The following is a 13,805-nucleotide window of genomic DNA, read 5'->3' on the forward strand; positions in this document are numbered from 1 at the left end:
TAACAGAAGCGCTTTTAACCAAAGGAGAACAGGCGATGAGAGATATTGGTTTAGAATATTTACGTCGAATTTTGGTGGCTCCTGTCTATGATGTTGCCGTTGAAACTTCCCTGACCGCTTGTACAAAATTATCTGCCAAGCTTGGTAATGACATTTATTTAAAGCGTGAAGATCAACAACCGGTTCATTCATTCAAATTGCGCGGTGCCTATAACAAGCTTGCGCAATTACCGAAAGAGCAAAGCCAGTTTGGTGTTATTGCTGCGTCTGCTGGTAATCATGCGCAAGGACTGGCTCTGGCTGCTAAAAAACTTGGTATAAAAGCCACTATTGTTATGCCCATTACCACCCCTGATATCAAAGTTGATAATGTTCGCCGTTTTGGCGCCGAAGTTCGCTTAGTAGGTAAAAGCTTTAATGAGGCGCAACAAGCATCAATAGAGTTTGCTGAACAAGAAAATAAAACCATTATTCATCCCTTTGATGATCCTGATGTAATTGCTGGGCAAGGGACTGTTGCCAAAGAATTAATGCAACAACTGCCTAATGCTGACGTTGTCTTTATCCCAGTTGGTGGCGGCGGTTTACTTGCCGGTATGGCGGTTTACTTAAAACAGCTTTCTCCTACGACTAAAGTCATTGGTGTTGAAGCCGAAGATTCAGCTTGTTTAGCGGCTGCAATGAAAGCTGGGAAACCAGTCGACTTAGACCATGTTGGCTTGTTTGCAGATGGCGTGGCGGTTAAGCGAATCGGAACAAATACCTTTTCATTGATTAAGCATTTTTGTGACGACGTGATCACGGTATCCAGTGATGAAATTTGTGCTTCAATAAAAGATATTTTTGAACAAACTCGTGTGATTGCCGAACCTGCTGGCGCGTTGTCGTTAGCTGGTTTACTTAAATATTGTCAAACAAGTGCAGGTAATGAAAAACTAGCGGCGGTGTTGTCTGGCGCTAACATGAATTTCCATTCACTGCGTTATGTTTCAGAACGTTGTGAACTTGGTGAACAAAAAGAAGCGGTACTTTCTGTCGTCATTCCTGAAGAAAAGGGCAGTTTCCGCCGTTTTTGCCAAGCACTAAACGGTAAAGCAATAACTGAATTTAATTATCGTTATGCTGACCAAACACAAGCCCATATTTTTGTTGGTGTACGTTTAACTGAAGGTAAAGCTGAGCTTGAACAACTCATCGCCGATTTATCAGCGCAAAATTATCAAGTCAGTGACTTTACCGACAATGAGTTAGCCAAATTACACGTACGCTACATGATTGGTGGTCAAGCAACTGCACCACAAAATGAACGATTATTTAGTTTTGAATTTCCAGAATACCCAGGCGCTTTAGAAAAGTTTTTAGATGCCTTGGGTGAACTTTGGAATATATCGTTATTTCATTATCGAAATCACGGTGCAGCTTTTGGCCAAGTGTTGGCAGGCATTGAAGTTAACAGCGACAACCAGTTGGCGTTTTTCCGCCACCTGAAAGATTTAGGTTTTAACTATAAAGAAGAAACCGATAACCCTGCTTACCAAGCATTTTTGAGTAAATAGTATTTAAATCTGCCTGAGTTAAGAGATTAACTTAGGCATTATTTTACCTATTACCATTTTGACTAAAGTAACAAACCCGAATTGATTGGGGTGAATTTATCGCAGGCGATTAAAAGCGAATTGGCGGTCAGTTGCTCAACTCCAACGACTTCTACTTCACATTTATATTTACTGCGCAGCTTATTTACCAAGAGATCAAAGTCGCCGTCACCCGATAACAGTATAACTTTGTCGGCTTTTGGTCCATATTCAATCGCATCTAAGGTAATGCCGACGTCCCAGTCACCTTTTGCACTGCCATCTTTGCGTTGAATGTAAGGCTTAAGTTTCACCTCAAAACCAATGGCTCTCAGTATATTTTGAAACTGACGCTGTTTTTCATTACCTGAATCTATTGCGTAAGCGTTGGCTTTAATAATTTGATGTTCTGCGCCTGCGTATGCCCAAAACGTGTTGTAGTCAAAACTGCGGTTAAAACCTTGGCGGCAGGTATAGTAAATATTTTGTACATCAACAAAGATGGCAACGGTTTTTCCTGTGGATTCAGACATTAAAAGTTCAATTGTTTAAGTGGGCTTGTAGGTTAGTTTACTCGATTAATTACAATAATTCAGACAAATGACAATATTCGTCTTATAATCTTGGTGATAAAATATTTAAACTATTCCCCAAATAGATAAGGTACTCATGATCAAAGTTAACGACACTATTCCAACAGGAACATTACAACAATTAACCGCAAGTGGTATGGAAAACCATAACACTGACGAACTATTCGCCAATAAAAAAACAGTGTTGTTTGCCGTGCCAGGTGCCTTTACACCAACGTGTTCAGTATCACACTTACCAGGTTACGTGATAAAATTTGATGAGTTCAAAGCCAAAGGTGTTGACCAAATTATTTGTTTATCAGTAAATGATGCCTTTGTGATGGAAGCATGGGGAAATGCCCAAAATGCTGAAAATATAATGATGTTAGCGGATGGTGATGGTAGTTTTACTAAGCTATTAGGCTTAGACATGGATACGGCCAGTTTTGGTGGTATTCGTTCGCAACGATACGCCATGGTTGTCGAAAATGGCGTAGTTACACATTTAGGCGTTGAAGCGCCAAAAGAATTTGAAGTAAGTAAAGCTGAAAGCGTACTTGCCGTACTTTAGAAAATAAAGAGATTGTTATGTTAAAAAAAGAAATGGTTGACCAATTAAACAGCCAAATTAATTTAGAGTTTTATTCATCAAATTTATACCTGCAAATGAGTGCATGGTGTGAAGATAAAGGTTTTGAAGGTGCAGCGGCATTTATGCATAAGCACGCTATTGAAGAAATGCAGCATATGAACCGCCTTTTTGCTTACGTGAGTGAAACCGGTTCAATGCCGATTTTAGGCTCTATTGATGCGCCACCACATGAATTTAAATCTCTTGTTGATGTGTTTCAGGAAACGTATAAACATGAGTGTTTAATTACTGAAAAAATTAACTCTTTGGCTCATTTTGCTTTTTCTAACCAAGATTATTCAACGTTTAACTTTTTACAATGGTTTGTGTCTGAACAACACGAAGAAGAAACATTATTTAAAAGCATCATCGACAAAATCGAATTGGTTGGCAACGATGGTCACGCCTTATTCTTTGTTGATAAAGATCTTGCTGAAATGGCCAAACAAGGTTCTACTTCTGCTGTACCTGAACCAGGTATGTAATAAAAGTGTCACTTGAAAAAGTAGATGTAGTAGTTATTGGGGCCGGAGCAGCCGGCCTTATGTGCGCTATTAACGCAGGTTACCGTGGTCGTAGTGTTGCGGTAGTCGACATGGGTAAAAAAACGGGCAGAAAAATCATTATTAGTGGTGGCGGTCGTTGTAATTTTACCAATCAACACGCCGAGCCAAGTAACTATCTTTGTAGTAATCCTCACTTTGTTAAGTCAGCTCTTAGTCGCTATACCCAATACGATTTTATCGATATGGTTGAACGACACGGAGTTGAATACCATCATAAAACGTTAGGGCAATTATTTTGTGATGATTCAGCCCATAATATTGTTGATATGTTACTTACTGAATGTGACTGGGCCGGAGTGGGTATTCACTTACAGTCTGAAGTTCATAAAGTAAGTAAGACTGATGATGGCTATATAGTTACAACCAACGGTAAGGACTTTCAGTGCCAATCGTTAGTGGTCGCATCTGGTGGTTTAACCATGCCAAAACTTGGTGCTACCCCGATAGGTTATAAAATTGCTGAACAATTTGGTTTAAATGTTTTACCTACTTGCGCCGCTTTGGTTCCTTTCACTTTGCATGATCAAGACAAACAACGTTTTGATGGATTATCGGGCATTAGTGTCGATAGTATTGTTACCAGTGAAGATGGCACCAGTTTTAGAGAAAATATTTTATTTACTCATCGCGGCTTATCTGGTCCGGCAATATTGCAAATATCCTCTTTTTGGCAAGCAGGGCAAGTCGTTAGTATTAATTTAATACCTGATTATGACCTTGAACAGCGTTTGCAGGATATTCGTCAAGAAAGTCCACAACGCGCGTTAAAAACAGCCCTAAGCCATTTGCTTCCTAAGCGCTTAATTGAGCGTTTATATGATGCAAATGAATTGCCTGATAAACCAATGAACCAATTAACTCATCAAGAGTATAAAGACATTGCTAACTACTTCCATAATTGGCAAATAAAACCAAATGGCACAGAGGGCTATCGTACTGCTGAAGTGACTCTGGGCGGCGTCGACACCGATGAGTTATCATCAAAAACCATGGAAAGTAAAAAAGCCCCAGGCTTATATTTTATTGGCGAAGTGGCTGATGTTACCGGTTGGCTAGGTGGTTACAATTTCCAATGGGCTTGGTCAAGTGGTTGGGCTGCAGGGCAGGTCGCATAGTCTTGTGTAATGACAAAAAAGATTGCCCGTAAGCAAAAAAGTTTGCCCGTTAGAGCTATAAATGACAAAAAAGTTTGCCCGTAATGGTGTGGTTTTATAGTAATCATCATTAAATTAAGAACTTATAAATATACTATAATTAAAGTAGGCTAACTAGTAGGAAGTCAGTATGCCTAAAGGTAGAAAATTAGAATCCATTGCGGATTATCAAAGAGCCCTAAAAAACAAATATGGTTTAGGGCAAGGTAGTAAATATAAGCCCTGGCTTAGGGTACAAGATGTAAAGTCTAGAGGCACTAGGTCCCAGATATTTGGTCGGAAGACAAATAGAGAACATCATCTAATGTCTTTGCTCGAATCCGAGCTTTTTTATTTAATTGAATTCTCAGATCGGGTTACCGATATCAGAGAACAGTTTCCTATTTTACCGTTAAATTATTCTCAGAAAGTCGCAAAGACATTAGGTGTAGAACACCCTAAACACCCTAAAACCAAAGAACCAATTGTTTTAACTACAGACTTACTTTTGACTGTCGACTCTGAATCAGGGCAATATTTTCATGCCATCTCCGTAAAGCCTGAGGAAGAAGCTGGTGTAGATAGAGTCCTTCAAAAAGTAGAAATTGAAAGAATATGCTGGGAATTAATGGGAGTAAAGTTTAGCTTTTACGTTGGAGATGATTTAAGAAGAATCCAAAGTGAAAATATTGCTTGGGCTACATTTCCATTTAGAAAGGGGCCTTCATATTTTTCTTTTGAGCTTGTTACGTCGGCTTTATCTTTATTGAAGAAAAAACAATATTACAAAGAAGATTTATGTGAAAAATTTATTAAGAATAATATAGTTAATAGAGATGAGTCTCTCTTATTGTTAAAGTACCTAATTAGTGAAAAATTTATTGAGGTTGATTTGAATTATTCACTTGGTGAGTCTGATGTAATAGACATAAGAAACATAGCCTTCGAACAGCGGAGGTTTGCATATGAAAATTTTTAGGAACAGTGTTTGGCTTTGTTTAAACTTTGAATTGCTCGATTGTTGCCGTTATAGAGTTTTAGATATTTTTCCTACCAATGATTGCATAATACTTTTTAAAGTTGATACTGATTCGGTCGCTGTTCGTCCGATAGCTATATCATTAGAAAGTTTTAAAAGTGGATTGAAAAACAAAGAAATAACAAGCTCTGAGTATGTTTTGCCTAATTTTATGTTACAGAGTGAAGATAATGCCTCTACTGACCACATTGCGAAGAGAGATAGTAATTACGAAATTATAAAACCTCTAATTTCAGATTCTGAATTTCTATTTAACTACGCTACTAAGAAAAGATTCTCACAGTTGGCTCAATATTCTCAACAGATTCGCGTTGACAGGAAAAGCATTACAAGGCTTTTGACTAAATATTGGCTCTACGGACAAAGTATAATGTCGTTGCTACCCGCATATTCAAACAGTGGGGGATTTGGAAAGGATAAAACGGTCTCAAATAAAGATCTTGGTGCCCCAGTAAATCCTCGAACTCTCGCAGTAGAAAGATATAAAAAATTTATACTCACTGACGACATAAAGGCTAAATTTAAGCTATCTCTAAAAAAGTATTACCTAAAAGAGACAGGAATAAGTTTAGTTAAAACCTATGAACAATTTCTAAGGGATCATTTCGAGGATGAGCTCAGAGTATCAAATCTAGAAGGTCGCCCTCCTTATATTCCAACAATAAAACAGTTCAGATATTGGACAAATAAGCTTTTTTCTAAAGATGAAATTACTTTGAAAAGAACCTCTGAAAATGACTATTTAAGGAACAAAAGAGGAGTGTTAGGTAGCGTTATAGACAAAAGCTTTTTACCTGGTACCACCTTCGAAATAGACGCAACAGTAGCTGATGTTCATATTGTTTCTGAATTTGGAACTCAATATGTGCTGGGTAGGCCGACAATCTACATGATAGCTGATAGAGCAAGTAGGATGATCGTTGGTATGCATGTATCTCTTTTTCATGCATCTTGGAGAGCTGCCAGACAAGCGATTGCGAATTGTTTTATTGAAAAAACTCAATATTGTCGTGAATTTGGTGTGAACATTTCATCTCCTGACTGGCCATGTTTTCATGTTCCGAGAAATTTGATGTGTGATAACGGCGAAATGATTGGTTTAAAGCCGAAAGATGTAGTAACGCCAATGACTTCTTTGTTGTTTGGTCCGCCCTACCGACCTGAGACTAAAGGTGTTATTGAAAGAAGTTTTAAGATTATTAATGATGATAGCTTGCATGAACTTTTAGGGAATACTCGTTTGGGGACGGTAATCAGAGGTCGAAGAGATCCAAGAAAAGATGCTTGTCACACACTTAAGGAAGTCACAACCATTATCATTAAGTCAGTTCTAGAACATAATAGGAGCATTTTGAAAGAGCTTGGGTATTCGAGCTCGTTATTAGTTGAGAACGATTTAACTCCAACTCCCGCAAATTATTGGAAGATTCATCTAGCTAAACAAAAACAAGATCTTAAATTAGCCAATGAAGATGAAGTCATTGCAGAAATTCTTCCACCAGCCGAAGTTAGTATGACTAGAAATGGCATTGAGTTTAATGGTCTGTATTACTCATGCTCTGAAGTACTTGAAAAAAGCTTGGCTTCAATAGCTCGGACTAGTGGAAGGTGGAGGCTCGAAGCCAGAATAGATGAAAATACCACGAACTATATTTATGTAAAGCTAGAACCGAAAGGTAAGTTTTTACGTTGTGAACTTTTATCTCGTAGCCGGATGTTTGCTAATAAGACAATGATTGATGCTGACTTTATGCAAGACTGGGTTGAAATTAAGAAAGAGTTAAACCCCGTTAGCATAGAGTCAATAGATGATATGAAACAGCGCAAGCAATCGAAGAAGGAGGCAAAAAAACGACTTAAGGCTAGTCCTAAAATACCATTTTCACAAAAACGAAAAAATATTAGGCAAAAAAGAAAAGATGAACTTCTTAGTACAACTAATGTGATTACCTCTGATAACAGGTGTGAAGCAAAAGTTATAACACAGCAATCTACTGTTGCTGAGGTAGTAGCGCTGCCAATAGGTAGGGCTAGGAAAAATAGGAGTAGTAATGAAAACGATTAAGGCGATATATAATGAAGCCATTCTACCTGAACATAAAGGTAACCCTTTAATTGAGGCTCTTCCTCCTAAATTACCTTGGCTAAATGTTATGGAGCTGTTTAGTCATTACCCTGACTATGCCGAAGAAATATCTGACCATCCTGATCCATTGGTTCGAGATGAGTATTTGGTAAGGATAGACCGTTTAAGGCAACCTTTAACCGATTATCAGACATGCTTTAGGGCAATAGAAAGAAGTCTCAAAAATGGCTATTCTACAAAAAATCCATTAACACCTACTACTGCGCAATATTTGCATTATTTTGTCGATGAACAGCCAGAAATTGAGCCAGATTCAGGACGATTTACACCTAAAGGAGAGGGCCTTACTCTAATTGGAGAGAGTGGAATTGGGAAAACAACAATGCTAGAGCAAGTGTTGAGTTATTTTCCGAATGTCATTGTTCACGACGGCTATAAAGGTACTAATTTAGACTTTTCTAAACAAGTTGTGTGGGTAAAAGTTGACTGTCCTCAAAATTCTAGCGTAAGAGATCTTTGTGAAGAAATATTGTGGTCATTAGATCTATCTCTTGATAGACCAAGAACTAGGCCAGAAAAATTAATTGGTTCGCTAATACGTCAAATTGAGCAGGTAATGAAAGCTAGTTTTTTGGGTATGCTTGTCATCGATGAAATGCAAAATTTGACATTCAAGAAAACTAAAGGAGAAGATAATCTGCTCAAATTTTTGCACAGGCTTGTAAATAAACTTGGTATCCCAATATTTTTTTGTGCGAATCCACCATTTAACCTCTCTTTAATCAAAGAGCTCAAAAATGCACGTCGTGCAGAAAGTTGCTACCACTATCACATGTCTCCTCTTTCTATTGATAGTGATTCTTGGAAAGTATTTATTCAACAACTGTGGAATTATCAATGGACAAACGTTTTTACTGAATTAACAGATGAACTGAATAAAAAGATTTTCGAATTATCTGTAGGAAATATTGACATGGCATGCCGCACGTTTAGGGAAGCTCAGAGATTACTTATTGGCAGTGTTGATGAACGTTTAACTAAAGCCTCCCTTGAAGCAGGAAATGCAATCGCTTGTAGCCTGTCTCGACAAACACAACAGGTTATCGACTTAAAAACAGCAATTACTCTTCCTGTTGGCAAAAAACGAACTCAAAAAGTACAATCTAACAGTAATAGTATGAAAGTTGATAAAACGGGCGATGTTTCTAAACCACAGCACTCTGAATTTGCAGTCCAAATTCAAGAGTTGATGGGCCTAGTCGATTTGTCTAACGAAATTGAAGATATGGATTTGATGCAACGCTCTAAAAATTTTGAAAGCCAAATGGAGTATTTAAGTCATGCGGGCGTCCTTTTGGAAGACCCCCTTTCTGAGTTTGGCTAAAATGTTAATTACTGAAGCTTTGCCTGGAGAAAGTCTCTATAGCCGTTATATAAGACATATGACACTTTGGCATATGCCTGCGAAAGCATTTTTACAGACTTTAGTAGGAAATAACCGCGCTAGTATTCATCCTTATATCACTGTAGGTGCTACAAATGCGGCTGAGTTTTATAGTCAAAATTATAATAAAATTATTAGTGAGCAAACTCTTGCACCATTGTTTGTTCACTTTTCTCATAAACGTAAAAACAAAATTTATAAATATTTGTTATTAAATGATTCAGGTAGGGCAATTCGGAACTGTCAGCTCCCTAATTTTAGAGAATCTGAAAAGCTTTCTCTAAAATACTGTCTTGTTTGTGTACACAATGATATTAAAAAATATGGTATTTCATATTGGCATATAGCCCATCAAGTACCAGGAATAAATTCATGCTATAAGCATCAAATATCATTATTACATCTCTCACTTCCCTGTAGACCACATATTAAAATGGGATTACTGCCGAGTTTAATCGGAGATGCCAAAGCAAGTACAAAAGAAAGTTTTTTACTTGCACGTTATGTATATAGTCGTTTACAGAATATTGTTAATATTGGCAGACCATACAATATTAATACGCTGCTAGAGAAGCTTCGTCGTACGGGGTTTATAAGAGAAAACAATCGTGTTCTGAGAGCAGAGTTAACATATGAATGTTTTCATCTTAGTCGCAAATTACAACACTCAAGTGTAGGGTTACTCCCAAGGTCAGATACTGACTTTAACTACTTCTCATATTTGTTATGCAATCAACATCCACAACACCCATTTAAATACTTGTTTCTTGAGTTTTGGTTAACTTTTTTCTGCAAAACCAAAGTTAAACCTGTACTAGAAGTTACAGCAGTTGATAATACAAAACAGCAAACGATTTTAAAAAACAAGTACTTAGATTTACTTCGAGGAGGCTTATCATTAGCAAAAATCAGCCAAAAAACAGGAAAAAGTAGATGTTATTTAAAACTCTTAGCATTGAAGAATAAGATTTCAATCAATATGAAGCCTAGATTGATAACTACAGAGGTCGTGAAGGGGGTTCTGAAGATGGCCTATAAAGGTTTTCACCGGAAAGCTATAGCTAAACATTTTAAGATATCAACCGGTAGCATATCCCAAATAATATCTGCTGAATCTGGATTAGTGCAAAGGAGAAGGCGGGCTAAATTTGAATCTCGAAGGCGAAAGTATAAAGCTCAAGTTTTAAAGTGGATAGCATTAGAACCTTCTGATAGTAAAAAGTATATAAGAAAATATCTACCTTATGCTTATTCGTGGCTGTATCGTCATGAAAGGAAATGGTTGTACCAACAACTTAACTTTTAACAGTTATTCTAGATTTCATATGTAATTTTAAATTTAATTTTATACTTGGACTCTTAACGAGCTGGATGATTCAGAATTGCTAAAAATACAAAAAGATGAATTAATACACAGTTTCATTTATCGAACCCAGAAAATAAATGGCATATTACAGTATCACAATATACTTACAGCAGTTGGGATGTGGCATGATAAAATAGGTATTCTACCTGAAACTTTGAAAGTATACGGTACAATTGATGAGCCATCTATATTGAACAGTCTTCGTATAATTGGGATGGCAAATACACCTAAAAGATTGTTTGAATATCCATTTGGTTTTGCAAATGACTTACGCAACTTTTTATTTGGAAGGTCAATTAGAATGAAGAACTCTGCTGCTCACGGAATTCGAGTGACTTTTTGCCCTTGCTGTATAGAAAAAAATATTAAGAAGCTAGGCTTTGCATATTTCAAAATACACTGGTTTAACAATACTTATTGTACAGTGCACCATTCCCCATTGTATGAACTAAAAACAAGCTTTTATTCTAGAGCTAAAGCAATTAAAGCCATCGACATAATATTGCGCGGTAAAATTCCACAGGATGCAAGCATTATTACTCAGCATAATGATTTGAAGGTAATACAACAGAATAATGTAAACAATCATTTCGCTGGATGCTTTACTAGAGAGTTAAATAAGAAGTTTCCATGGCCGGTTAATTTTGATGATAATTCTTGGGATATGTCATCGGATGAAATAGCTGAGATTCAAGATAACTTTGAATATTTACACAAACGCTACCCCTATACTCTTGAAAGGATTTTTAAAAATAAAGCTAAAGTTATTGATGTATTGCTAGGGGTATTTAATAGAAATGCTATTAGTGGTAAGGTTATAAAACTTAGAAGCTCAAGCTGTCAAATTTGCACTAACTATAATTGTATTCTTAATCTGACGATTAAACGTCCAACCCCGTCTTCTCAGCTTGCAGACTTATGTACACAAAACCAGTTTGCTCTATTAGACTCACTCGGAGCCTCACCCAGATATAGAAATAAAAATCTAGAGGAAAAGGCTGCTCATATGTCGCTCGAAGATAAAATTAAAGTTGTAGGTACAAAAGGAGAAGAAAGGTTACAGCTTGAGAAAAAATGGTCAATCGAACTTGAAGAGAAATTTCTTTTTAGGGGATGGTTTGATGAGTCTCTAATGTAGTTATTTGATAAATAAGGTATTGATAGTTGTTGTTTGTAAGGGGGTAAACATTATCGAATTTCAAGTTCTATAGATTCTTTATACAATTCGTTGGAGATTGCCCCAATAGTCAGGGGCATTTCTGAATTCCAATCGACATCAGCCTCTCGCCGTACATTAAGTTTGCCTTATCAATTAGAAGTTGCGAGCTTTTTTACTCTACTTAAAGCTACGAAATTCACGACTTAGAAGATCGAAAGCGCGAACGTAATAAAAGCTCCCTGTATAAATAATCGCGAGAAGGATTATTGAACGAATTTTATGCACAGATGTACGTGATACGTAGCTTATATCTCTTTGGCGATTTTAGTAGATTCCTTGCAAAGCTGCATGAACATTACCTAACTTAGGTTCAATAGTTTGCAGTGTATAAGTAAAGCTCGCGGCTGAAAATCGTGGTTCACAAACAATGGTTTGACTCCCATGAGTCAGTAAATGATTTCCCTTGAAGTTAATTGTGGCTAACCAGGTGTGACTTGTTATATTACTTGGTTATAAATGAGCTGGTTGTAATATTCTAAAATCGGCATGCTCCAAGAAGGAGCTTACAATCAAAAGAAATTTTACTAATGACATTCTTACATACATTATCATCCCGATTAAATCTGCTATGGTATTCGGCCTTTAACATATTTAAAAAATAGGCTTCCATCTATAGCAAATTACAACACCAACAATGTAGCCCTGATAAAAATGACATCTACTTGACATTTAATTGACATTAATTGTTCGATAATCAATTGATTTTCATAACAATTTACAAGTACCCTAAATCAAATGGATTTTGTTCTATATGCATGGTTTGCAATATATCTCTTTTTGATAAAAGTTTGATTGAATACTCTGAATATGATCGAAGTTCGCTTCATTTGACTGATTTAAACTCATATTATAAAGGGTATTTATATGAACATCACGGCATCGTCGTCTATCACTTACGATAGTCGAACATTGAGCTTTTACTCCCTCACCAGACAACTGTTTAAATACATTAATTCGTTTTATTTCATGGCTTTTTATTTTCTTTTGCTCTGCGCTACTTTTGCTGTAGAGGCGAGTAATAATAAGCTCAATGGCCTAAACCATAATCGTGTATTAGATGAATATATTGTCACATTTAACATCACAGATACCCAAGATATTAAAAGGTTAATAAAGAAATTCGGCGGTACATATAAAAAACAATTTCAATCTACGTCTGGTATTTATGTGCAAATTCCAGAGTCTAGCCTTGAAGACTTTAGCAAACACGAAAGTGTAGAGCTAGTTGAGGCAAACCTAATAGTTGAAAAAGCAAGTTATGACTGGGGACTAGATCGATTAAATCAATCCACACCTGTTTTGGATGGCAATGTGTCGACTACACTATCAGGCGATAACATTAGTGTTTATATGCTTGATACTGGTATTAACTTTGCTCATGAAGCGTTCAATGGTAATGCTACCCCCTTTTGGGATTATACCGGAGGCTCGGGCAGTGACTGTAATGGGCATGGCACTCATACAGCAGGAACTGTAAATAATGTAGTACCACTAAGTCAGCTATATTCTGTGAAAGTACTTGATTGTTCAGGTAATGCGCCATTGTCGACCGTTCTTTCAGGAATTGATGCAGTGCTATATACAGCGCCACCAGCTCAAATTACAGATGTTGTTTTTTTAGGGTTTATTAGTGCTAACAGTTCTTCCCTTGATAATGCGGTAACTAACTTAATTAGTGCCGGTTATGAAGTCGTCACAATGGCGGGGAATTCTAATAATGATGCTTGTAACTTTTCACCAGCACACCTTTCCTATGTACGTACCATTGGCTCTTTAGGGAAAAATGATGTGCCTTCTGCATTTACAAATTATGGCTCTTGCATTGATATGTCAGCCCCTGGTGAGGATATCTTATCAGCTGCTTATTTCGATAACAGTTTAGAAATCACAATGTCGGGCAGTTCAATGGCTGCAGCCTATATTACCGGAGTGCTCGCAGGCTATTTATCTCAAGGAATGACATGGGATAACTTGATGATGGATTCAATGGAGTTTCCATCATGCATGGGAGGGCCATGTAGAATCGTAGTGCTACAACAAAACAGCACACTACAGACTATTGATTATCAATATGATGCCAAAGGGCGCTTAAAGAATATTAAAAATAATGAGAATAAAGATGTGACCTACAGTTATGACGATGCAGGTAATCGCACACAAGTTAAGGAGAACTAG

General features: G+C 37.0%; 11 protein-coding genes. 10 read left to right on the plus strand and 1 reads right to left on the minus strand.

What is annotated here, in order from left to right; genetic code table 11:
* The first annotated feature begins 35 nt into the window (after positions 1–35).
* The gene (gene ilvA / locus RI845_RS00895; RefSeq protein ID WP_348389484.1) at positions 36–1,556 is read left to right on the plus strand and encodes a threonine ammonia-lyase, biosynthetic; all 1,521 of its coding nucleotides are present in this window, start codon (positions 36–38) and stop codon (positions 1,554–1,556) included.
* Between the two features lie 62 nt (positions 1,557–1,618).
* Here the strand turns inward: ilvA and RI845_RS00900 are convergent, their stop codons facing one another.
* The gene (locus RI845_RS00900; RefSeq protein ID WP_348387874.1) at positions 1,619–2,107 is read right to left on the minus strand and encodes a LabA-like NYN domain-containing protein; all 489 of its coding nucleotides are present in this window, start codon (positions 2,105–2,107) and stop codon (positions 1,619–1,621) included.
* Positions 2,108–2,243: 136 nt separating this feature from the next.
* Between RI845_RS00900 and RI845_RS00905 the strand changes: the two genes are divergently transcribed.
* The 9 genes from RI845_RS00905 to RI845_RS00945 all read left to right on the plus strand — a co-directional run bounded on the left by RI845_RS00905 (position 2,244) and on the right by RI845_RS00945 (position 13,805).
* Complete coding sequence (locus tag RI845_RS00905) at positions 2,244–2,717, plus strand: peroxiredoxin (RefSeq protein ID WP_348387875.1); 474 nt, start codon at positions 2,244–2,246, stop codon at positions 2,715–2,717.
* A gap of 17 nt (positions 2,718–2,734) precedes the next feature.
* Positions 2,735–3,262: a non-heme ferritin gene (gene ftnA / locus RI845_RS00910; protein ID WP_348387876.1), complete on the plus strand. Its 528-nt coding sequence runs from the start codon at positions 2,735–2,737 to the stop codon at positions 3,260–3,262.
* A gap of 5 nt (positions 3,263–3,267) precedes the next feature.
* Positions 3,268–4,458 carry a BaiN/RdsA family NAD(P)/FAD-dependent oxidoreductase gene (locus tag RI845_RS00915; RefSeq protein ID WP_348387877.1) on the plus strand — a complete coding sequence of 397 codons (1,191 nt, stop codon included), beginning with the start codon at positions 3,268–3,270 and terminating at the stop codon, positions 4,456–4,458.
* Positions 4,459–4,627: 169 nt separating this feature from the next.
* Positions 4,628–5,455, plus strand: a complete 828-nt coding sequence (locus tag RI845_RS00920; protein WP_348387878.1) for a TnsA endonuclease N-terminal domain-containing protein — start codon at positions 4,628–4,630, stop codon at positions 5,453–5,455.
* Positions 5,442–7,580 carry a transposase gene (locus RI845_RS00925; RefSeq protein WP_348387879.1) on the plus strand — a complete coding sequence of 713 codons (2,139 nt, stop codon included), beginning with the start codon at positions 5,442–5,444 and terminating at the stop codon, positions 7,578–7,580. The genes RI845_RS00920 and RI845_RS00925 overlap by 14 nt, the downstream gene beginning before the upstream one ends.
* Complete coding sequence (locus RI845_RS00930) at positions 7,567–8,985, plus strand: ATP-binding protein (protein WP_348387880.1); 1,419 nt, start codon at positions 7,567–7,569, stop codon at positions 8,983–8,985. The genes RI845_RS00925 and RI845_RS00930 overlap by 14 nt, the downstream gene beginning before the upstream one ends.
* Before the next feature lies 1 nt (position 8,986).
* Positions 8,987–10,351, plus strand: coding sequence for a TnsD family Tn7-like transposition protein (locus RI845_RS00935; RefSeq protein ID WP_348387881.1), 1,365 nt, complete (start codon positions 8,987–8,989; stop codon positions 10,349–10,351).
* Between the two features lie 178 nt (positions 10,352–10,529).
* Positions 10,530–11,549 (plus strand): hypothetical protein, encoded by a 1,020-nt coding sequence (locus tag RI845_RS00940; protein WP_348387882.1) that lies wholly within the window; start codon positions 10,530–10,532, stop codon positions 11,547–11,549.
* A gap of 945 nt (positions 11,550–12,494) precedes the next feature.
* Complete coding sequence (locus RI845_RS00945; RefSeq protein ID WP_348387883.1) at positions 12,495–13,805, plus strand: S8 family serine peptidase; 1,311 nt, start codon at positions 12,495–12,497, stop codon at positions 13,803–13,805.

This window comes from Thalassotalea nanhaiensis (genome assembly GCF_031583575.1).
Classification (GTDB): domain Bacteria; phylum Pseudomonadota; class Gammaproteobacteria; order Enterobacterales; family Alteromonadaceae; genus Thalassotalea_A; species Thalassotalea_A nanhaiensis.

Bases quoted from the DNA above. Each gene is read 5' to 3' on its own strand.
- ilvA (WP_348389484.1), top strand. From the start codon at position 36: ATGAGAGATATTGGTTTAGAATATTTACGTCGAATTTTGGTGGCTCCT.
- RI845_RS00900 (WP_348387874.1), bottom strand. From the start codon at position 2,107: ATGTCTGAATCCACAGGAAAAACCGTTGCCATCTTTGTTGATGTACAA.
- RI845_RS00905 (WP_348387875.1), top strand. From the start codon at position 2,244: ATGATCAAAGTTAACGACACTATTCCAACAGGAACATTACAACAATTA.
- ftnA (WP_348387876.1), top strand. From the start codon at position 2,735: ATGTTAAAAAAAGAAATGGTTGACCAATTAAACAGCCAAATTAATTTA.
- RI845_RS00920 (WP_348387878.1), top strand. From the start codon at position 4,628: ATGCCTAAAGGTAGAAAATTAGAATCCATTGCGGATTATCAAAGAGCC.
- RI845_RS00925 (WP_348387879.1), top strand. From the start codon at position 5,442: ATGAAAATTTTTAGGAACAGTGTTTGGCTTTGTTTAAACTTTGAATTG.
- RI845_RS00930 (WP_348387880.1), top strand. From the start codon at position 7,567: ATGAAAACGATTAAGGCGATATATAATGAAGCCATTCTACCTGAACAT.
- RI845_RS00935 (WP_348387881.1), top strand. From the start codon at position 8,987: ATGTTAATTACTGAAGCTTTGCCTGGAGAAAGTCTCTATAGCCGTTAT.
- RI845_RS00940 (WP_348387882.1), top strand. From the start codon at position 10,530: ATGTGGCATGATAAAATAGGTATTCTACCTGAAACTTTGAAAGTATAC.
- RI845_RS00945 (WP_348387883.1), top strand. From the start codon at position 12,495: ATGAACATCACGGCATCGTCGTCTATCACTTACGATAGTCGAACATTG.